We start from the raw sequence: 20,550 nt of genomic DNA on the forward strand, positions 1-20,550 counted from the left end.
AAAGGCCCACTTCATTATAGTGGGCCTTTTCATTGGTGATTGAGGTATTTAGAAATGGTGCTCGTCAACGCGATGCCACTTAAAACACCTTATTTAAAGTTAGAGTTCAGAAAGTAAAATTGTGTCGCCGCAGTTGACGTTCAATGCTTGCGCCGCCTTACGTGAGATTACAACGATATCCCCTTGTTTATTAACTTTTGCTACCATGGCATAAAACGGTTGGCTAAGGGTTGCAATAAGACTAGTGCTGCCTTGAGTAACCTTGTTTGCGACTTCTATCTGAACTTGTCTTATCATTTGAACTGTTTTAAGGCCTGCTATTTCAGCCTCCATACTTGGGGCCCCATCAAAAATATCGATGTAATTGGTGAACTTAAAGCCTTCTTTTTCTAATAGAGCCATAGCAGGTCGGCCATCATCATGTGGCCTTCCTATAGCAGCTTTCGCGTCTTCAGGGAGCATGTTCACATACAGCGGAAGTTTTGGCATTAAATCGGCAATAAACTGGTTGCCGTTCACAGCTCCGTATAAGTCTGCTTCAGCATAAGTCATAGGAAAAAAGTGGCGACCAACGGCTTCCCAAAAAGGAGATTGCCCTTTTTTGTCAACGTAACCGCGTAGGTCAGCCATTACGTTTTTAGGGAATACACTTTGATGTAATCCCATGAACAAATAGCGAACTTTAGTCAGTAGTTTACCGTTAACACCTTTTCTGTACTCTGGTAAGAGAAAAAGTGACGCAACTTCTGCATAGCCCTCGTAATGATGGCTTAAATGCAAGACTTCATGGGAGTAGTGTGCATTTATCGTGGTGTTTCGTTGAGTGACTTTTTCTCGCTTATAGCTGTAAAAGCTATCCTCTTTTCCTAGTTCACCGAAAATAGCAGAAGTACCTATCAGCACTTTGCTTTCCAAATCTTCTAATACGAACAACAGATACTCAGGCCTCTCGTTGCGATATAGTTTTTCTGCCTCTTGTAAAGAACGCTTTAGTTTCGCATCAAGAGTCTCGGCATCTGGAGGGAACGTGGTCATGCCAGGTGACGCGGCCTTTGCTAGCATTAATAAGTTATCTAAGTCACCCTCCTGAACCAAACGTATGCGTACGTTTGGTTCTTTATCTTGCTCTCTAGCATGGTGCACTGTTTTTACACTGCGACCTTGCTTGCGTGAAAGGTGAATGTCAGCCATCATACAGCGCACAGAACCCCCGGCCATTTCAATAGTAGGTACAGCGATAGGCAAAAGGGTTAAGTGTGCCGGAAGTTGAGCGATTTGATGGTTATTTAGCGACTTGTGAGCGGTTTTCGACAATACCAAAAAAGTCTGCCCGTGTTCGTTTAGTAGCTCTAAACAGTTCCCTGCAAACGCGTTTACTTGCTCTTCGCTAATATGAACGATGGCTTTACCGGTTTCTTGAAGTGTTGAAATTACCTTGCCTTTATCTTCTGGTGCGATCATGTCGCTCGCTACTATAGCGAAGTCACTTCCCACCGACATCATCACGTTGGTGTGATAAACCGAGTCTCCATTGCTATCATAAGCGTTGAAACATATGGGTGTTATACCAATAAGGTCACAGGCCTTTTTTACAGCCTCTCTGTTCGCTCTTTGAGAAAGGCATACGTATGCTAGGTTATTAAAGTGGTCAATAACCATCGCCCCGGTTCCTTCAACAATAAGTCCATTCTTTTCGAAAGCCGATAAGTCTCTTCGATTTTTTACATCAAAATTACGTGAAAGGTATGACAATACATCCTCCCTCCGTTCAGCTCTGCGGTTTTCGCAATACATAGGGTAGGTCACTGTTAAACCATTAGAATGCGTACTTAGCCAGTTGTTCGGAAATATGGCGTCTGGTGTATTCGGGTCTGTCGCCTCAAATACGCTAACAGTTATGCGGTTGCTTTCGAGTATTTGTACCATCGCATCAAACTCGCTTGTTGCCTGCTGTGCAATTGCTTTAAGCGCAGTTTGGTTGTCAGGTAATGGCTGTTGAAAGCGGTTGTCATTGGCAGTTTGTTCATTTGGTCGGAAGGCAAGGGGCCGAACCATAAGTACATGTTGTGGAATACTTGCTTCGCTGGTAGACGCCGTAATTAGTGACATAATGATTCTTTAAAGTAGGCTTAATAACTTGGTTTCAAAACAGCCATTTTAAAGTGGCATTCTTCGTTGAACCATTTGCAAGGTGATACAATATGTCATTTAATATGAGCATAGTGCTCAAGTTATAATGCATATTGTTTGTGCGTGTTGGTTGTATTTTCGATAGGCGCATTTGGCAACTTGATATCGTATTGGCTTTAAAAATAATCGATGGAGAAAATTGGTGTTCGTCGAACTAGATGCTAAAGACAGAGAACTGTTGAATATATTAAAGCGCGATGCACGTACGCCAATTACCGTTTTGGCCCAAGTACTGTCTTTGTCTAGAAATACGGTTCAAAAGCGCATAGACAGGTTGGTTGGAAAAGGCGTTATAGAAGCGTTTACAATTCGCGTAAATGAACAGCTTCAGCCAGATAAAATAAAGGCGCTGATGTCTGTGGAATTAGAGGGCTTAAGCACCATACAGTTAATGGGCAAACTTCGAAATATTGACGGGGTGGAAAGGTTTCACACAACTAATGGTAATTGGGATTTGCTTATTGTTATTACCGCCGAGAGTCTAGCCCATTTAGACAATATATTGAAAAAAGTGAGGGGTATTCAAGGCGTACTTAATAGTGAGACAAGTATTATTTTGTCGACAACCGAAAAGTAAAAGAGCATTTAGACGCCTTTTACTATTTATTTATGTTGGGGTTATCGGTTGGCATTGCTGCCTCTTTTTGGGCTAAATGTGATTTCCAACGCTGCTGTGCGACGTGCGCCTTCACCAGTTCTAAACATTCATTTACAACGTTTAACACCTCTTTATCAAGTGCATCAGCGGTTGGGGTATAGTCATGCATGCCTACTGAGATGAAGTGATCTATTCGCTCTGCGTCTAAATCACTTAACAGGTTTACTAGCGATGTAGTAACTATGTCAGTAACCGATTCTTCCAACGTATTTTCAATGGTTTTGCCAATAACTGGTAGATAGTGCAGGGAAGAGACTTGTGCATTACTTCTAACCGCTTTTCCCACGCTTTTTCGTACGTGCTCTCGAATCACCTCACCATGTTCTTCACTTTGAATAGATTGGCCTAAATGGTTAACTACGCCAGCCATCCACTGCGTTATCACAGGTCGACGAGGCGCTAGCACCTTCGCATTAATGTCGTCGAGCAAGGGGGAACCTGCCGAAATATCTTTTTGCGCATCGCTTAGTACCTTAACAACAATCCGGTCGCTAAGTTCTTCAACAAACACGTCGTAATAAAAGGCAAAAAAGCGAAAGACTGCGGTTTGGTTTAAATCGATAATTTCGAACTTGTGCAAACGGTGCAGTATGGAGAATATTCGCAAGAAGCGAAATAGACGAGTAGGGCCCGTTGGAATTAAGCCAATAATGTCGTACCAATGCAAAAACGGGAAGAAGTACCAGCGTAAATGTTCTTTACGAACAATAGCAACAGCCCAACGAAAGCAGAACTCGGTAAAGAAAATAGCAATAAAGACTAAATCGACCAACAAAAAGTTGGCGTGAATTGGGTCGTAAGCGTTAAGAAAAGCGGGGAAATATGTACCTAAAAGACCGTATACAAAGTCTGTAGCATATAGAGCATCGAAAATAAGCCACGCTAGATTTACGAACAGTATACCTAGCATGACTAAATCTAAAATTAACCAAGGCGTTTCGTGACTATTTCGCAAATTTTCTCGGTTAATTCTTAGCATTTCCATATCCTTTTCGTGATTTAAAGCATGACATGATCGCTTGAAGGAAAACGCGTTGATGCTAATTTACGTTAAGACACTAGCTCGATGCGTTCAACCTTGTCACGTCCACATACAGTTTAAGCCTTTGACCGGGTTGCAGATAGCGCTTAGTGTTAAGCGAGTTCCACTTGCCAATGTCGCTTACCTTAACATTGTATTTGCTGGCGATACGGGATAACGAGTCACCGTTTCTTACCGTGTAGGTTAGTTTTTTGGTAACCCCGGCTTGCGCTTTGCCTTTCTGCCAAATAACCAAAGTTTTTCCTGGGCGAAGCGTATCACCCGGTGCCATGCCGTTCCATTTAGCTAACTGCTTAGTACTTACTTTGTACTTACGCGCAATATCCCATAGCGTATCACCGGATTTAACGGTGTGACGCACTTTTTGCTGAGACGAGTTGCTATTTTGTAAGCTGGCTAAACGCTGTTCTTGCGATAAGGTGTAACTGTTCAGTTCTTGAAGAGCGACGGGCACCATGATCGCTTGGCCTATGCGGATCATTGATGAGTCTAACTCATTTATTCTTTTCAGCACTTTCACTGTGGTGTGGTACTGCTTTGCAATTTTACCTAAGCTATCGCCAGACTTAACGGTGTGGCGTACCCAGTTAAGACGCTCTTTTTGATCAATTTTAGCAAGAGCTTGCGAGAATGCCGCAGCTTTCCCTAACGGTAACACTAGCCTATGCGGACCATCTGGGGATGTTGCCCAACGGTTAAAACCAGGGTTGAGCGCGTGCAATTCTTTTAAAGACATACCTGCCAGATCAGCTGCGAAGGCTAAATCGACCTGAGAGCCTATATCTACAACTTCGATTACCGCTACGTTTTCTACTTCCGGCCAAGAGTAGGCGTACTCATCCTTATTTTTAAGAATATCGGCAAGTGCAAGCAGTTTTGGCACGTACGCTCGGGTTTCTCTGGGTAAGTTTAAATTCCAAAAATCGGTAGGCTTACCGGCACGTTTATTTGCCTTGATTGCACGTTGAACACGACCTTCACCGCTGTTATAAGCCGCTAGAGCGTGTAACCAATTACCGTCAAACATGTTGTTTAGGTAAGTAAGGTAATCAAGGGCACCTTTCGTTGAAGCTACCACATCACGGCGGCCATCGTACCACCAGTTCTGTGGCATGCCGAAACGTTTACCTGTGCCTGGAATAAATTGCCACATACCAGCAGCGCGACCGTGTGAGTAAGCGAAGGGATCAAACGCACTTTCTACAATAGGTAAAAGCACGAGTTCCATAGGCATGTTGCGCTTTTCGATTTCTTCAACAATATAATAAAGAAAGGGTTTAGCACGTTTAACAACGCGGGACATATACTCAGGATGCTTTAAATACCACTTTCTTTGGGCGCTAATACGACTGTCGTCGGGTACCGCTAAAGCAAAGTTGGCGCTAGCTCGCGCCCATACATCAGTAATCACTGCTTCTGTATATATATCGGGTGCCTCAGTTAGCTTTGCACCTTCGTCTAACGTATCGTCGTTAGGGTGAACAACATCGATAACCCCGTCTCTTGTTATTTCGCAATCTGCTATGGTTTCTTCGGTGTTATAAATGTCGCTACACGATTCTAATGCCGTATTTTCATTATTTTCTAATTGTGCACTGTCGTTATTATTATCGGTTAACTGACAACCGGTTAAACCTATCGCCAAAATCAAGGGCGATAGAGGGAAAAACTTCAACTGCATATATGAAGAAACCTTGTGGAGCGCTGCAAATCGTCAATGTTACGATAAACAGCGTGTTAATGCATCAAAACTCATCTTTCCAGCGGCGAACTGCAGCAAAAACTGCTACATCGTCAACTAGCTTATTTTCGCAATAGGCTTCGGCAGTAGTTTTCACAGAAAGTTCATGGGCTCTTAAAAATGGATTTATGTTTTTCTGCTCTTTAAGGTTACTCGGCAAGGTGGGAAGGTTTTGTGACCGCTTTTCCGCTACCCAGTCTGCATAGCTGTTTAATGCCTTATTATCAGGTTCTACAGCTAATGCAAACTTTACATTTGCCTGAGTGTATTCATGGGTACAGTAAACTATTGTGCTGTCAGGCAACCGCTTAAGTTTGTTTAACGAGTGATACATTTGTTCAGGCGAACCTTCAAATAAGCGACCGCATCCAGCAGAAAACAGTGTATCGCCGCAAAATAAGGCACCATGACCAAAGAAGGCGATATGATCAAGTGTGTGTCCAGGTACTTCCATCACCTGAAACGACAAGTTTAAAATAGGCAGTGATACGGTGTCGCCTTGAGCCACTGATTTAGTTATACCTCGAATATGATTGCCGCGAGGACCTATTATGGGAAGGTCGGGCACTGCTGTAGCTAGCTTAGAAATGCCGCCGGTGTGGTCTTGGTGATGGTGGGTAATGAGCACCGCACTTAGCGTAAGACCTTTCGTATTTAAGTACGATAAAACAGGTTCCGCATCACCGGGGTCCACAACGATGGCGTTAGTATTATTATGAATGCACCAAATATAGTTGTCAGTAAAAGCGGGGATAGGATGAATTGTTACATCTGAAGGAAGCGTTTCTGCCGTCATAAGAGTACCTGCTTGTGTAGGTAGAATTATGCGTTACTATAGGGACTTGTGAACAGCAGAGCAACCTAAGAGCGCGCAGTGTTAATGAGATCGGCCTTTAGAGCCAAACCGCCTCGCTACCCTACAAGTTGGGATGATTTCCCCGCAGGTGAGCATATCCGCGATGCCGTGAATACAGTGTGTAGCGATTATGCTGAGCGCATATTTGGGTATCACTTTGCTAAGTTAGGCACGTTAAGTGCCGAAATTAATCTAAATACTAGCCCTATAAGGCATCACATCAACCAAGTGCCATTTGATAACCAATTTGGCCGCCAGTTAGACGTTAATGCCGCGTCTAATGTTACTTCAGACAATAATGTTGCATCCTCACAATTACAGGGTGAAAGCCGCGAATCAACTATTAGTAGAGAAAATACCGTTGTAGGGCAATCACATTCCTTACCTTTCTCTGAAAATAGTATTGACGGCTTTTTATTGGCTAACGAGTTAGATTTCGCCCAAGACCCTCACGAGATATTGAGAGAGGTCGACCGCGTTATTACGCAAAACGGTTACGTCATTATCAGTGGTTTTAACCCTTTAAGCCTTGCCGGTATCGCCAAGTTTTTACCCGTTAAGCGCGGAAATATTTTGCACGATGCACGTTTTTTTACATCTTATCGGATTAAAGATTGGCTTCAGTTACTTGGTTTTGAAATTGTTGAGCAGCGCCAAGTGCTGTTTTCTACGCTATTCTTTCAGCAAAGGTGGAAAGGCGCCGCTAAGCTTCAGCACTATTTAGCGTCTTATTTGCCCTGGTGTAGCGCTGTGTACGTGATACTGGCTAAAAAACGAGTCATCCCTATGACTGCGATAAAACCTAAACGCAATTTAAAACCGCGTTTTTCAGCGGTAGGGGCAAGTGCAAGAACGTCTGCGGTAAATCGTTCAGGCCGCTAATTCTAAAAGCTAGTCATTTCTTAAAGTGAAAGCTAGTAAAAAAGCAGCGAAGCCGCTCATTAAAACTGAGTTACATTTCGCGACACAAAATATTAAGCACATAAAAAGAACCACATAAAAAAGCCACGAAAGGTCTAATCCCACCGTGGCTTTGTTGTTTAGAAGGGCCGAAGCCCAATCCTAAAGCATAGTTCTTATTTTTATTGGCTTACTTAACGCGCATACCTGGCTTTGCGCCTTCGTGCGGCTCAAGAATGTATAGTTCGTCACCGCCAGGGCCTGCGGCCAGTACCATGCCTTCACTCATACCAAAGCGCATCTTACGAGGGGCTAGGTTCGCCACCATTACCGTATGCTTGCCAATAAGTGCTTCTGGTGAATAGGCTGACTTAATACCAGCAAAAACTTGCTTAGTTTCACCGCCTAAATCTAGCTCTAAACGTAGAAGCTTATCTGCTTTTTCTACGTGCTCTGCGTTAGCAATGCGTGCAATACGTAAATCTACCTTCGCGAAATCATCAAACGAGATAGTGTCGCTGATAGGGTCTTTAGCAAGCGGGCTGTCTGGGTCGATAGCCGGTGTTGCTGGCGCTAGGCTTTCTTTTGAATCTTCAACCATGGCGTCGATTTTCTCCATTTCTACACGCTGCATCATCGGCTTAAATTTGTTGATGGCGTGGCCTTTCAATAGGGTTTGCAGTGAATTCCAGTCAAACGAGTCATTTAGGAACACTTCTGCTTTTTCTGCAAGTACCGGTAGTACAGGCTTTAAGTAAATAACCAACAGACGGAACATGTTAATACCGAGCGAGCACACATCGTGTGTGAACTGCTGCTTAGTCTCGTCTTTAATAGTTACCCAAGGTGCGTTGTTGTCAATGAACTGGTTTGCTTTGTCTGCAAGGGCCATAATTTCACGCACGGCTTGGTGGTACTTACGCTTCTCAAATAGTGCGGCAATGGTTTCAGATGCGTTTTGAAACTCAGCAATAAGCTCTGGCTCAATCACGTTATCAGACAATTTGCCGTCGAAACGCTTAGTGATGAAACTTGCACAGCGACTTGCGATGTTAACAACTTTGCCAACTAGGTCTGAATTCACTTTCTGCGCGAAGTCAGTAAAGTTAAGGTCGATGTCGGTAACACCGTCGCCCAACTTAGAGGCGAAATAGTAACGCAAATATTCTGGGTTTAGGTGGTCAAGGTAGGTACGGCCTTTAATAAAGGTACCGCGCGACTTTGACATTTTCGCACCGTTTACGGTTACAAAACCATGAATATTCACGCCAGTCGGCTTACGGTATCCCGCGCCTTCTAGCATGGCAGGCCAAAAAAGGCAGTGGAAGTAGGTAATGTCTTTACCAATAAAGTGGTATAGCTCAGCGTCTGAGTCGGCTTTCCAGAAATCATCGAACTCTAGATTGTTCTGGTCGCAGAAGTTTTTGAAACTTGCCATGTAGCCAACTGGCGCGTCTACCCAAACGTAGAAGAACTTGTTAGGTGCACCTGGAATTTCAAAACCAAAATACGGCGCATCACGGCTGATATCCCACTGCTGAAGACCTTCAGTGAACCATTCTTGTAATTTGTTTGCCATTTCTTCTTGAAGGGTACCTGAGCGGATCCACTCTTTTAACATGCCTTCAAATTTAGGCAGGTCGAAGAAGAAGTGTTCTGATTCACGAAGTACCGGTGTTGCACCAGACACTACGCTGCGTGGATTTTTAACTTCAGTTGGGCTGTAAGTTGCACCACATACGTCACAGCTATCGCCGTTTTGATCTTCTGCGCCACAGCTTGGACAAGTTCCCTTAACGAAACGATCCGGTAGGAACATTTCTTTTTCAGGGTCGAACAATTGGTTAATGGTGCGCTTGCTGATGTAACCGGCGTTATCTAAACGAGTGTAAATTTCTTCACACAACGCCTTGTTTTCTGGCGAATGGGTTACATAGTAGTTGTCGTAATCAACGTGAAAATCAACAAGGTCTTGATGGTGTTCAGCACGGGTTCTAGCCACCATTTCTTCAGGCGTAATGCCAAGCTCTTGGGCTTTAAGCATAACCGGTGTACCGTGTGCATCGTCGGCGCAAACACTGTAACATTCGTTTCCGCGAAGGCGCTGAAAACGAGTCCAGATGTCGGTTTGAATGTGTTCTAGCAAATGACCTAAGTGAATAGAGCCATTCGCGTATGGCAACGCACTGGTTACCAGAATTCGGCGTTTTTCTGACATAATGACGTTATTGATTCTTTGCGTTTCAAAATGGCTGCAAATACTAGCGGAAAACCGCGTTTTTTGCATTACGTAATTCACACAATTCTACTACTAGTAAGGCATTTTATGTTCTTTTCTCGCAAAGCAGAGTCGGTAACTCACAAAGTTGCTGGTATTTTGGCCAAGTATTTTTCGCTAGACGTAGAAGATACCTTGCCTTGGTGTGCTTTCAGCCAGCCAGAAAATGAAGATGCGGGCGTTTCGGTTACTTTGCCATTTTGTATTGCTACTCAGTTAGACGCGCTTAAACAAGAAGTGCTTAACCAACTTAAAGGTAAGCTAGGCGCTGAGAAGCTTACTTTTAAGCAAAACGTAGCCAGTGGGGAAACAGAAGTTGCTCCTGTGACTAACATCAAAAATATTATTGCGGTAGCCTCTGGCAAAGGTGGTGTGGGTAAGTCTACAACCAGTATCAACCTTGCGTTTGCCCTTATGCAAGAAGGCGCGAAAGTAGGTGTTTTAGATGCCGACATTTACGGGCCGTCTATCCCTATAATGCTGGGCAACCCTAACGCACACCCTGAAAGTGAAGACAATAAGCACATGCAGCCGCTTATGGCACATGGTGTGGTGGCAAACTCTATCGGTTATTTAGTACCGCAAGAAGACGCGGCCGTATGGCGCGGGCCTATGGCAAGCAGGGCGTTAAAGCAATTATTAGATGAAACCTTGTGGCCCGTACTCGACTACTTAATTGTTGATATGCCGCCGGGTACCGGCGATATTCAGCTTACCATGGCTCAACAAGTGCCGCTAACGGCTTCTGTGGTGGTAACAACACCGCAGGACTTAGCGCTGGCCGATGCCCAAAAAGGCATAAGTATGTTTGAAAAAGTTAACGTGCCGGTACTTGGGCTTATTGAAAACATGAGCTATTACCAATGTAGGGCATGCGGTACTAAAGACTATGTGTTTTCAAAAGACGGTGGCGAGGCACTGGCTGAGCGCCACGGTTTACCTCTTTTAGGGCAATTGCCGCTTGATATTCATATTCGCGAGCATGGCGATGCCGGCACGCCTTTGTTAATTACCTCGCCTGAGAGTGCCCTGAGTGAAAGCTACCGTGAAGCTGCGCGGGCTCTGTCTATGCAATTGGCCCTTACTGTTAAGCCACGCAAAGGGGCGGTTAAACACATTAAAGGCGACCCAATTGGCATTGTTGGTAAACAATAATTAGCAAAAAGAACAGCTAGGTATAAACCTGTTGGCAGAGAAAGTAGCAAAAGTTCAGTTGGGCGCACGGTTATCGGTGAATTGAGGCTCGGTTCTGTTCCTAAAATTTGAAATTAAGTAAATCTTTATCAAAATTGTGCAAAAGCAGATAAAACAAGCCTTTGAGCAGTTGAATGCATGCGGTGACATACGCATAATAGCGACCTAACGAAATGAGGAATACACCATGCGCTTGTGCGACCGCGATATCTATCAACATCTTCAAGATGGAAAAATTAAAATTGACCCTACACCTAATTACGATCAAATAAGTGGTGTAACGGTAGATATTCGTCTAGGTAATAAATTTCGTGTGTTTGAAGATCATCAGGCGCCTTTTATCGATTTAAGTGGTCCAAAAGCGCAGGTACAAGAGGCGCTCGACCATGTGATGAGCGACGAAATAGTGTTGGAAGAGGGTAAGGCCTTTTTTCTACACCCAGGCGAGCTTGCGCTTGCTATTACGCATGAATCAGTAACCTTGCCAGACAATATTGTTGGCTGGCTAGACGGGCGGTCTTCTCTTGCACGATTGGGGTTGATGGTGCACGTAACCGCGCATAGAATCGATCCGGGCTGGTCTGGCAACATCGTTCTTGAGTTCTACAACAGCGGTAAGTTACCGTTAGCGCTTCGCCCAAAAATGAAAATTGGCGCACTTAGTTTCGAAGTACTATCAGCGTCAGCTGAAAAGCCTTATAACGCAAGAGTGGATGCAAAATACAAAGGCCAAGACGGTGCAGTAGCAAGCCGCATTTCGTCTGACGACGAAAGAAAATAGCTAAACATTTACAAAAGAAAAAGCGCAATTCTATTAAAAGCTTAGTGCGTTTCCTTCAATTTACTGATAGAAATTATAAAAGCAAATAATTAGGGTTAATAACCCGCTTATATAATAAAGCTATCAGTAAAAGGGAAGCGCAATGCACACTACCCCCTCTTCAGAAAATCAAAAGCGAAAGCCAACACGTAAAAACAGTATTATCTTTTTTGCGCTTATGGTCTCGGCGTTAAGCGGCCTAGGCCTGTGGTCAGTTGACCAGCCCAGTGAAATTGTATTCACAGCCTCTATCACACTATTCGTCGCTATATTATGGGTGACCGAGGCGTTGCCTATACCGGCAACATCACTTTTGCCTTTTGCACTGTTCCCTTTGTTTGGGGTGTTGTCTCACAGCGAAGCTGCATCGTCTCTTGGAAGCCACGTTATCATTCTATTAATGGCTGCTTTCATGCTGTCTAAAGGGTTAGAACGCGCCAATTTACACAAACGTTTTGCGATTTACATGTTGCGTTTAACAGGCAGCGGAAGCCCACTTAAGTTGGTGCTAGGTTTTATGCTAACTACCGCAGTACTCAGCATGTGGATTAGTAATACCGCCACGGTTTTGATGATGTTGCCAATGGCTATCGCCATTATTAATGCGGTAGATAACCCACGATTTGGCGTGGCGCTTATTTTAGGTATTGCCTATTCAGCAAGCTTAGGCGGGGTAGGGACGCCAATTGGCACACCGCCAAACATTATCTTCATGAGCGTGTATGAAGAAACCCAAGGTATTGAGTACAGCTTTATCGAATGGATGAAAACAGGTGTGCCCATAGTGGTTTTAGGTGTACCGATTATGGCGTTGTGGTTAGCGCGCGGGATAAAAGAAGTGGGCAACATAAATTTACCCGCTCCAGGCACATGGACCAAAGCCGAGAAGCGCGTACTTGCCATATTTGGCACGGTTGCAATGGCATGGATATTCAGACCTTTTTGGACTGCTTGGATAGGCGTAACTACCATCAGTGATAGTACCATAGCCGTTGCAGGTGTTGCTGCCATGTTTTTCACCAATAGCGGCAATGATAACGGCGAAGTAGACGCGAAAGGTTACAACGATAAACTGCTAGATTGGAAAACAGCAAACGACATTCCTTGGGGTATGCTGTTGCTATTTGCGGGCGGAATTTGCATTGCCAAAGCGTTTATGTCTTCAGGCTTAAGCGTACTAATGGGCTCTTGGTTAACCGGGCTTGCGACCTTACCTGTATTACTACTTGTGCTCGGTATTTGTTTATTCGTGACTTTCCTAACGGAAATTACTTCGAACACAGCAACGTCTACATTGCTTATGCCAATATTGGCCGCAGCAGGCTTAGCGGTAGGCGTTGACCCCAAATTACTGATGATACCGGCTGCCATTAGCGCAAGTTGTGCTTTTATGTTGCCAGTAGCAACCGCACCCAATGCCATTGCCTATTCAACGGAAAAGTTTGATATTAAAACCATGGCAAGAGAAGGCATAATGCTAAACGTGTTAGTTGCACTTGTGGTAACCGCGGTGTGTTACGTTACATTGGCTTAGCGGTACTGCGTTTACTTGAAGGGGAAGCGCCTATTTCTCGTTTAAAAGCTTTGGAAAATGAAGCTTCGCTTTCATAACCGTACTTGTTCGCGATGGTGATAATCGGCTGGTTACTTTGAATTAAATCAATGTAAGCACTTCGTAAGCGCCATTGCGTTAAATATTTGATTGGGGTAACGCCAGTACAGGCTTTAAATTTTGCTGAATAGTTAGATTTAGACATGTTTGCAATGCTAGCAAGCATGCCTACATTCCAGTTTTTTTCAGGCGCGTTATGAAGTGCCTGCAGGCTATTCGTTAGAGCTGGATGCAGCAAAGCACCTATGGTTGATGAGTAGTTACTCATTAAATGCTTTACGATAAGTAAAAATATAACCTCAGCTACTTTGTTCAACACAACAGATGAAGTGAAAATAGAATCAGACTTCTCTAGCGACGCGCTGATAAGCAATTGCAAACTTTGGTGCAAAATACGACTTTCTTTCGACCTCTTTTTAATTATCCAATATTCCGGCAGTTCCTTGGTGATAACTTTCATCAAAGGATGCTGGTACTCAAAATAACCGCAAAGTAGCACAGCCCCTTCATCCGCCAGCTTCTCGCTAATAGGGGTAGAGCTTATAGCTGTATTATTTTCAGAAAGGGTTTTAGAGGGGCTTAAAATATGGGCGCTATCTAAAGGCAGTAATACCATGTCGCCTTTCTCCAATAAGGTTGCGCTGCCATGGCTGGGGTGCAAATAGCACTTCCCATGTGTAATAGCATGAAAATTGATAAAGCCGGAACCAGAGGTGTCGACCTGCCAATTACCGCAATACAGCCCGTTGTGAAATACATTGGCTGTTATCTGAAGCTTATTAAAAAGGCTCTCTAAATTTTTCATGGTGTTTTGGACAAGTTTTTAAGCGTTTTGAGCATGTTTATACAAGACCGAAGCGCATACCATTTTCTTCGAAGTTTTACAAAATTAGTGTGCAAACACATAAACAGCTAAGTGGAGAAGAAATAACATGAAAACGTTTTTAAGAAGTGGTTTGTTGGCGGTTTCACTGATTGCTAGTGGGGCATTATTCGCTGGCGCTGATACAGAGACGGATGAAAACAGCATTATTCTAGCTGGACACGATGCAGTAGCTTATTTCACTGAAGGTAAACCAGTACTAGGCAAGGCGAATATAACTGCTGTTTACAACGGGGCAATCTATAGATTTTCATCTACAGGAAATAGAGATATGTTTGTAAACAACCCAAGCAAATATGCACCTGCATACGGCGGCTTCTGCGCCTATGGCACTACCTTTGGTAAGAAGTTTGAAATAAACGGCAAGGCATTTGAGATTGTAGACGGCGTGCTTTACGTGAATAAAGATGAAAGTGTCTACAAAGCATGGGCTAAAGACATTCCCACTCATATAGTTGAGGCTGATGAAGAGTGGCCTGAAATCAAAGATATAAATGCTGAAGACCTATAAAAGCCGCATTTTAGTTGAGTTTTGATTACCAAATAATCGTTTAGGCGGTTATTTGGTTTTTTACATTGCAAAGTCTTTGAAAATAAGTAGACTTGTCGGCTCTTTCGGTCGGTGTGTAGCGCAGCCTGGTAGCGCACTGTCATGGGGTGTCAGGGGTCGGAGGTTCAAATCCTCTCACACCGACCAACTTCTCTCTTCGAAGCGACACCCAAAAGCCTTATCTGGCTTACTCTACAGCACATCTCAAAATCAATCTTCAAGACTGCACACAAACTTCACTTTCATCTTAATGATAGTCAAATTTGTGAACGTTCACAATCTTGTTCACACTTGCTAAATACGTTCAGAGTATCAAGTAATCGTGAAGTTGCCCGATTGCTGACTTCGGGAGTTCCTTCAAATTTCTTCAGGTAGCTTTCGGTTGACAGTGTTGTCTTCTTTGATTTTGTCTTGAGTGATTAATAGACTTTGATGATAGTCCTGAGCTTCAGCATCAGTCAGAAAATCTACATCAGGCTTTAACTCCTCAAGCTTGCCCTTCAGTTCCGCTAAATCTACTCTGAAAAACTCCTTACGGTTGTTTACTAAGTTGAGTCGATGTTCATTGAAATGACGATGCAGTTCAGCTTCAAGTGCAGGCGCATCCTCAGAATAAATAAGAGCATGGACGTCAAATGTGAATGGCACACTGGCATCCCCAAGCTCACGCACACGGTCTAGGGGCTCCAGTCTTCTAGTCATACCGATTTTAAATACCCCATCACCAAACGAACCGATGTTACTGATGATATAGACGTAACCAGATTTGGTTTGTTGTGCCATCGATAGAGCCCGTTCTGATTTTGCTCTGACCTCGTTCAGTTGTGCCTCAAGTTCTTCAAGTTCAGACTTTAAGCGCTCCAGCTCGTCACCAGTAGCTTTATTGGCTTTAGCATTGGCCTTAGCAACAAGCTCTTCGTATTTATGCTGTTCTCTTGCCGCTGCCTCTTGTTCCTTTATTAGCTGTTGTTCTTCTCTGAGTTGGCGCTTCGCTTCTGCTCGTTCTTCCTTCTCTTGTCTGAGCTTCTCAGCATATTCATAAGTTAGCCTGAGCTCTTGCAACTTGATTTGGAAATAGGGTTCTGTGATTTGGATGTTGTTAGACTTATTGAGCTTGTCTATTGCATCTCTCGCTTTAGATAAGCGCTCTTCCATTCTGCGGATATTATTCCATCTTACGTTTGATACTGCTGCGTCACATTCGTTATTGAAAGCTCTCAGCGTTAGTTTAAGTGCTCGGTTTGTCATCGTCTGACCTTCTCTGGCACTGTTATTAACTTTCCACTCAGTATGGCAAACGGCCGCTTGTTTGGCTTTCAGCATATCTTTCTGCTGCTCTCGCACAGCAATAATCTCAGCTTTGAATCTGTCTGAAGTTCCAAAGTCGAAGTGAGGTTCATAGTACCCCAATGTAGACAACTCAATTTTTTCATCAAATACAGCCAGCTCTCTTTCAAGTTCATCAAATAGGTTTCGTTTAGTCGCATAAGACGCCCGAAGCGTCTGGATGTTTGATGTGATTGCTTCTGACTCGGCGTTAAGCTCCGTCACACGAGCTTCAATAGAGCTTATCGGTTGGTACTTCTCAAGCAGCTCTGTCGTTCTTTGCTTCGAGTCTTGAAGGTGAGATTTGACTTTGTTGAGCTCTGACTTTAGCTCGCGAGATTTTAATAGTGAAAACACTAGCAACGATATGACTGCGAAAATCAAAGCGTAGGTAATGATATGTCCATAATCACTTGGAAGAGCTTCAATCGAGCCCATAACTGTAATCCGTGTCTGCTAATCCTTCTAACAACATTATAACAAGTGCTCATTCAATACAAAATCAAGTCATTATTGGGAGTCCTTTCCCTTTGGTGTTATCAGGCTATAGATGCCTCCATCCCCGTATTTATTTCATACTGTTCGTGCATAGCTTGTCGTAACTGATGAGCTTTTGACTCAGGAACTATAAAGCTGTCATGAACAGGAATCACAGGAATAGCTTCTTGCGTTAATGAATCCATAACATCATTTGCAATCTTGCTATCGATATTTTGAAGTGTTTGCCAAGCATTGCGGTAAAGTAAGTCTGAAATAGCCTTATGTCTTGCTTCAAACATCCCTAGAAGGCTACCCGCCTTTTTAGCGTTGACTTTAAGATGGAAAGATACCGCTTTGACTGCTTGGTTTTTGCTGCTGGTACTGGTAGCAATCAAGGCTATCTTTTTAACTTTGTCTCTTGTTACTCCTTCGATGTCGTAGCAATCACTCGGAGCTTCTGCGCCTGATAAATGATACAGAAGGCGAGGGTGCATCGACTTGTAGTCAAGTTCAACACAAGGCTCTCCATTAATCGTAATGTTGCTTCTGACAACTTGAGGTAGGTTCTGCGCATCACAGTAAAACCTGCCACCAATGCACCATTGCCCTTTGAATATCCGTCTGCATGAGAGGTCAGACTGCGATAGTTGAATGGTTCTGTTGTCTTCAGATGTATATACCCAGTTGTAACTTGTGCGTACCTCATTATGTTCCATTATCGACTTTCTCATGCGAAGAGTGCTTGGTTCGTCGCTGTAGTTAACGTAATCATAAGGGTTGTTGCGAAGAATGAGCGGGTCAATAGGAACAGAGATGTCAGTTACCTCATGTGCTTCCATAAGGCGAGCTTGATTGATACAAGTCTCAGTGGGGAGAATAAGTGACGGAATGCCAGATGTGTAGTTCTCGCTTTTGAATCCTCGCTCAATCTTAATCAAGCCTAGCTGTTCTCCTTGCGCCAGCAAGGTGTTCATCGTGTCTCTGCTGTAAGGCTCCCTACGAAATCTCTTCGGGATAGCTTTTAGGCGCTTACCTAGCGAGTATACGAAACCTGTATCGGTGCCTAAGTTCATCGCACAGGCAAGATTGACAGCTATACACTTAACCGCTTGGATTGTTGGCTTGGTAATACGTTGTCGCCCTTGTGTCAGCTGTTCGGTGAGCCAGTCGGTAAACTTTGAATCTACTCCCTTATGGGTTCTCAGTGGGAAGGTGAATATTGGGTTTGCATTTGGCGTATTGGACTTTCCCTTGAGGGCTTGTGTCCACTGGAAGTTTTCTTGTGGTGTAACCATAAGTTGGTTCATAAGTGTTCTCCTTGTCTTATTCCCCCCTATAGTGCTGCTGGTGGTCTCCTCGTCTGTCGCTAAGTCGTTCTCTAATGTCCATTTACCAATAACCAACCTAGTTATCATTACTGGTTAGCTAGTGAATAAATACAATTGAGTACGTCTAAATTGATTAATCGAAGTGTCGCAGATTAAGAAGGGAAGTAAATTGAATGAAATGTAGCAACCACGTGTTAGTCGACTACTGTCAGTTTTAAATTAATAAAAACAGGGTATGAGAAACGGATAAACAAACTATTTCAGTTTCTATATGGCTTCTCTTCCCTAGGTCAGGGAGTCGTGTATCCCTTGATTTTATTGGCTTTAGTGAATATTAGGTAAATCTAAAAAATCTGGAGAGCTTTGAGGTTGTTAGCTCTAGCCAACCGCTAAGCGAGAAGTGCGGATACAAAGCATCATTACAGATCGACAACGGCTTTCTACGAGCTTTTCTGGGTACAATTAATATGATTGCGTTAGGTGAGATAACTCGATCTGAGAGAGCTTTACAGAGCCTCAAACAGTTAAGCGTGAGACTCCGTTGTGATAGTGCTGAAGATGTCTAACAGAGGAGTAGTAGACCACATGAATCCTTGGCTTTATAATTCGAATTTACTCGGTTTATTATTTTGCTTAATGAACTCATTGATTATCTTATGCACCGCTCCCTTACTACAGCTTAATTCTTCAGCAATCTTAGCCATGCTCAAGCCTTCCTCTCGTAGCTGGTGGACTCTCTCACGGTCTACAGACTTCTTACGCCCAAACTTAACGCCTTTCTCTTGCGCCTTAGCGATACCTTCCATCTGTCTTTCGTAACGCAGAGACAACTCGAACTCAGCTACAGCAGCAATCATGTGGAACATTAGTTTACCGTGTGGTGTTGTCGTGTCGATGCCTTGGTCAATGACAATGAGACCTACGCCTTTGTCATCGAGTAACTTCGAGATGTTCGCTAGGTCAGCCACAGAACGACCTAAACGGTCTAACTTGGTCACTACAATAGCTTCACCTTCACGCACGTAATCAAGCATCTTCTCTAGCTCTGGGCGGTCTGCTGTTTTACCTGAGCGCTTCTCTTGGTAAATCTTTGTGCAGCCTTTCGCCTTCAATGCGTCTAGCTGTATATCTAGCTTCTGGCCTGTGGTTGATACTCGTGCGTAACCGATAAATTGACCTGTCATGATAAATCCATCCTGTTCAATAAAGTCTAAAGGTTAAGTGACCAACAAGATAATGAACGGTAAGTGAACGGTCAATAGGTGAGTTCAAAAAAGTTTACTTTGATGGACGTATTTGAAACCGGAAATTTCCGGTCTCGTATAGAAGTGCAAAATTGCAGTACATGAATCAGAGACCTGCATCTTTAGGATGATTTGGAAATATCCATAACGAACACAAATCAATCAAAGAACAAGATTGCGCTATGCCTTCGAGAACAACCACTCTTGACATTTTCAGAGTGAGAATATTGAGCCACCAGCAGAGCCTGTGCGTTGTCTTCGTGTTTGGTCAAGATGAACGTTGCGGCTTGCTTTAAGATTGTCTTAGCATTGTTCCTATGATGCGTAGAGGCACCCTATGGGGGGGGGAGTTGAGGCTTCATCATTGTCGATTTGGCCTCACAGATTTTTGTAGTGAAAACTTTTTGGTAAATACCTACCGCAACTCTGCTTTGAGACTCTCTGTTACTTCACTCAAGAGTCTAGATAATGCAATAAGGTCAGGAAGTTTCTCGGAAGATTGCTCTAGTGAGATAGTTCGTACTGTCACTTGAGAAAAAGATATCGCTAAAAGCTGTGCGGGATTTGATAACCCGTTACTCGACTGGCCTACAAACCAAGTATTCTCGTCCAAATCGGGGTTCACACTAAACCCTACCAAGCCTGTGTAGGAGCTATGAATTGAATACGATGACGCCTTATATAAAGATGTCCAATTACCGTAACCTGCATTAACAGATAGTGTTGCAAAGTTTGGGGCAGGATGATTTGTAAAAGCCTCAGCCCAACCATAAGGAGTTTTAAAGCTCTTGCCATACAATTCCACTAACTCTTCTTGCACTTTTTCTTGAGCTTCAATATTCGCCTCAACACAGGAGTCCAGTCGAGCTCTTCGGAACATTCTTTATGCTTTCTTAAAAACTTCAGTCGGTCTATTTCTTGATGATGAATAAACCTTGTCGCACATTCGAGGCCGTGTTTTTTAACGAAGGCGCTTACCACATTGACTTCATGTAGCGTCCGCCATCTCGCCATTGCTGCATCTGGATAGCCATTATCGAGAAGTAGCATAATTTCACGAGTTATTTGCAATGCCTTGGCATGGCATTTCCTCATAACATACTGCAATGCGTCAAGAGTGTCTGTATCAAATGCTCGCTCTCCGACTTCTGCGCAGTATTCGATAAAAGCTAAAAGAGAACTGCGACTAACTTCCCATTTTTGCTTTATATCCTCAGCAATTGTATTTCGTCTTTTTTCGCTTTCCAAAGCAGCCCGAGTAAAGTCATTCATGAAATGAGGTAGACCTTCATCTACTAATTCATTTAACCATTTTGAAGTGAACTGCTCTAAACTCGTACTGTTCCTTTCTACTTCACTTAGCGCCTTCCAATCACGCTCTATAGCATCTTCTATCGTGTTATCCATGTAGTGTCCTTTAATCCCATCAGCGAAACTCTTCAGCCAGA

17 protein-coding genes and 1 tRNA gene are annotated in these 20,550 nt (G+C 43.6%); 7 read left to right on the forward strand and 11 right to left on the reverse strand.

The genetic code is table 11. The annotated features are described in order from the left end of the window. Nucleotides 1-99: 99 nt before the first annotated feature. Nucleotides 100-2,109: a citrulline utilization hydrolase CtlX gene (ctlX, locus tag KL866_RS16465; RefSeq protein WP_214996061.1), complete on the reverse strand. Its 2,010-nt coding sequence runs from the start codon at nt 2,107-2,109 to the stop codon at nt 100-102. Nucleotides 2,110-2,332: 223 nt separating this feature from the next. On the opposite strand from ctlX, the gene KL866_RS16470 reads away from it, so the two are divergent. Continuing rightward, nucleotides 2,333-2,767, forward strand: a complete 435-nt coding sequence (locus KL866_RS16470) for an Lrp/AsnC family transcriptional regulator (protein ID WP_025255630.1) — start codon at nt 2,333-2,335, stop codon at nt 2,765-2,767. 22 nt (nt 2,768-2,789) lie between these two features. Here the strand turns inward: KL866_RS16470 and KL866_RS16475 are convergent, their stop codons facing one another. The 3 genes from KL866_RS16475 to gloB form a co-directional block, all read right to left on the reverse strand. Then, a complete protein-coding gene (locus KL866_RS16475) occupies nt 2,790-3,827 on the reverse strand; it encodes a hypothetical protein (protein ID WP_025255629.1) in 1,038 nt (345 codons plus the stop codon). Nucleotides 3,828-3,906: 79 nt separating this feature from the next. Further along, complete coding sequence (locus KL866_RS16480) at nt 3,907-5,571, reverse strand: LysM peptidoglycan-binding domain-containing protein (protein ID WP_025255628.1); 1,665 nt, start codon at nt 5,569-5,571, stop codon at nt 3,907-3,909. A 64-nt stretch (nt 5,572-5,635) separates the two neighbouring features. Further along, the gene (gene gloB, locus KL866_RS16485; RefSeq protein WP_025255627.1) at nt 5,636-6,427 is read right to left on the reverse strand and encodes a hydroxyacylglutathione hydrolase; all 792 of its coding nucleotides are present in this window, start codon (nt 6,425-6,427) and stop codon (nt 5,636-5,638) included. An 84-nt stretch (nt 6,428-6,511) separates the two neighbouring features. Between gloB and KL866_RS16490 the strand changes: the two genes are divergently transcribed. Then, on the forward strand, nt 6,512-7,369 hold the full coding sequence (locus KL866_RS16490; protein WP_025255626.1) for a class I SAM-dependent methyltransferase: 858 nt from the start codon (nt 6,512-6,514) through the stop codon (nt 7,367-7,369). 208 nt (nt 7,370-7,577) lie between these two features. Here KL866_RS16490 and metG read toward each other — a convergent pair whose 3' ends face one another. Continuing rightward, nucleotides 7,578-9,605 (reverse strand): methionine--tRNA ligase, encoded by a 2,028-nt coding sequence (metG, locus tag KL866_RS16495; protein ID WP_214996063.1) that lies wholly within the window; start codon nt 9,603-9,605, stop codon nt 7,578-7,580. 108 nt (nt 9,606-9,713) lie between these two features. On the opposite strand from metG, the gene apbC reads away from it, so the two are divergent. The 3 genes from apbC to KL866_RS16510 all read left to right on the forward strand — a co-directional run bounded on the left by apbC (nt 9,714) and on the right by KL866_RS16510 (nt 13,213). Further along, nucleotides 9,714-10,820, forward strand: coding sequence for an iron-sulfur cluster carrier protein ApbC (gene apbC, locus KL866_RS16500; protein ID WP_214996066.1), 1,107 nt, complete (start codon nt 9,714-9,716; stop codon nt 10,818-10,820). 226 nt (nt 10,821-11,046) lie between these two features. Further along, nucleotides 11,047-11,640 (forward strand): dCTP deaminase, encoded by a 594-nt coding sequence (dcd, locus tag KL866_RS16505; RefSeq protein ID WP_025255623.1) that lies wholly within the window; start codon nt 11,047-11,049, stop codon nt 11,638-11,640. Nucleotides 11,641-11,782: 142 nt separating this feature from the next. Beyond that, nucleotides 11,783-13,213, forward strand: a complete 1,431-nt coding sequence (locus KL866_RS16510; protein ID WP_214996068.1) for a DASS family sodium-coupled anion symporter — start codon at nt 11,783-11,785, stop codon at nt 13,211-13,213. On the opposite strand, the gene KL866_RS16515 is transcribed toward KL866_RS16510, so the two are convergent. Next, entirely contained in the window at nt 13,200-14,096 is an 897-nt protein-coding gene (locus KL866_RS16515; RefSeq protein ID WP_214996070.1) for an AraC family transcriptional regulator, read from the reverse strand. The two genes, KL866_RS16510 and KL866_RS16515, sit on opposite strands and share 14 nt — an antisense overlap. Nucleotides 14,097-14,223: 127 nt before the next feature. On the opposite strand from KL866_RS16515, the gene KL866_RS16520 reads away from it, so the two are divergent. Next, nucleotides 14,224-14,685: a YHS domain-containing (seleno)protein gene (locus tag KL866_RS16520; RefSeq protein ID WP_214996072.1), complete on the forward strand. Its 462-nt coding sequence runs from the start codon at nt 14,224-14,226 to the stop codon at nt 14,683-14,685. A gap of 109 nt (nt 14,686-14,794) precedes the next feature. Continuing rightward, nucleotides 14,795-14,871, forward strand: a tRNA-Pro gene (locus KL866_RS16525). A gap of 210 nt (nt 14,872-15,081) precedes the next feature. On the opposite strand, the gene KL866_RS16530 is transcribed toward KL866_RS16525, so the two are convergent. From KL866_RS16530 to KL866_RS16550, 5 genes are all read right to left on the reverse strand, one after another. Then, nucleotides 15,082-16,488 (reverse strand): DUF4041 domain-containing protein, encoded by a 1,407-nt coding sequence (locus tag KL866_RS16530; protein WP_214996074.1) that lies wholly within the window; start codon nt 16,486-16,488, stop codon nt 15,082-15,084. A 101-nt stretch (nt 16,489-16,589) separates the two neighbouring features. Continuing rightward, nucleotides 16,590-17,837, reverse strand: a complete 1,248-nt coding sequence (locus KL866_RS16535) for a hypothetical protein (protein ID WP_251140116.1) — start codon at nt 17,835-17,837, stop codon at nt 16,590-16,592. 620 nt (nt 17,838-18,457) lie between these two features. Further along, a complete protein-coding gene (locus KL866_RS16540) occupies nt 18,458-19,042 on the reverse strand; it encodes a recombinase family protein (RefSeq protein WP_214996076.1) in 585 nt (194 codons plus the stop codon). A gap of 475 nt (nt 19,043-19,517) precedes the next feature. Next, the gene (locus KL866_RS16545) at nt 19,518-19,907 is read right to left on the reverse strand and encodes a hypothetical protein (RefSeq protein ID WP_214996078.1); all 390 of its coding nucleotides are present in this window, start codon (nt 19,905-19,907) and stop codon (nt 19,518-19,520) included. After that, nucleotides 19,907-20,509: a DUF5677 domain-containing protein gene (locus KL866_RS16550; protein WP_214996081.1), complete on the reverse strand. Its 603-nt coding sequence runs from the start codon at nt 20,507-20,509 to the stop codon at nt 19,907-19,909. The genes KL866_RS16545 and KL866_RS16550 overlap by 1 nt, the downstream gene beginning before the upstream one ends. Nucleotides 20,510-20,550 lie beyond the last annotated feature (41 nt).

It is taken from the genome of Alteromonas sp. ALT199 (genome assembly GCF_018619335.1).
In the GTDB taxonomy this organism is placed as follows: Bacteria; Pseudomonadota; Gammaproteobacteria; order Enterobacterales; family Alteromonadaceae; genus Alteromonas.

Bases quoted from the DNA above. Each gene is read 5' to 3' on its own strand.
- ctlX (WP_214996061.1), bottom strand. From the start codon at position 2,109: ATGTCACTAATTACGGCGTCTACCAGCGAAGCAAGTATTCCACAACAT.
- KL866_RS16475 (WP_025255629.1), bottom strand. From the start codon at position 3,827: ATGCTAAGAATTAACCGAGAAAATTTGCGAAATAGTCACGAAACGCCT.
- KL866_RS16480 (WP_025255628.1), bottom strand. From the start codon at position 5,571: ATGCAGTTGAAGTTTTTCCCTCTATCGCCCTTGATTTTGGCGATAGGT.
- gloB (WP_025255627.1), bottom strand. From the start codon at position 6,427: ATGACGGCAGAAACGCTTCCTTCAGATGTAACAATTCATCCTATCCCC.
- KL866_RS16490 (WP_025255626.1), top strand. From the start codon at position 6,512: ATGAGATCGGCCTTTAGAGCCAAACCGCCTCGCTACCCTACAAGTTGG.
- metG (WP_214996063.1), bottom strand. From the start codon at position 9,605: ATGTCAGAAAAACGCCGAATTCTGGTAACCAGTGCGTTGCCATACGCG.
- apbC (WP_214996066.1), top strand. From the start codon at position 9,714: ATGTTCTTTTCTCGCAAAGCAGAGTCGGTAACTCACAAAGTTGCTGGT.
- dcd (WP_025255623.1), top strand. From the start codon at position 11,047: ATGCGCTTGTGCGACCGCGATATCTATCAACATCTTCAAGATGGAAAA.
- KL866_RS16510 (WP_214996068.1), top strand. From the start codon at position 11,783: ATGCACACTACCCCCTCTTCAGAAAATCAAAAGCGAAAGCCAACACGT.
- KL866_RS16515 (WP_214996070.1), bottom strand. From the start codon at position 14,096: ATGAAAAATTTAGAGAGCCTTTTTAATAAGCTTCAGATAACAGCCAAT.
- KL866_RS16520 (WP_214996072.1), top strand. From the start codon at position 14,224: ATGAAAACGTTTTTAAGAAGTGGTTTGTTGGCGGTTTCACTGATTGCT.
- KL866_RS16530 (WP_214996074.1), bottom strand. From the start codon at position 16,488: ATGGGCTCGATTGAAGCTCTTCCAAGTGATTATGGACATATCATTACC.
- KL866_RS16535 (WP_251140116.1), bottom strand. From the start codon at position 17,837: ATGAACCAACTTATGGTTACACCACAAGAAAACTTCCAGTGGACACAA.
- KL866_RS16540 (WP_214996076.1), bottom strand. From the start codon at position 19,042: ATGACAGGTCAATTTATCGGTTACGCACGAGTATCAACCACAGGCCAG.
- KL866_RS16550 (WP_214996081.1), bottom strand. From the start codon at position 20,509: ATGGATAACACGATAGAAGATGCTATAGAGCGTGATTGGAAGGCGCTA.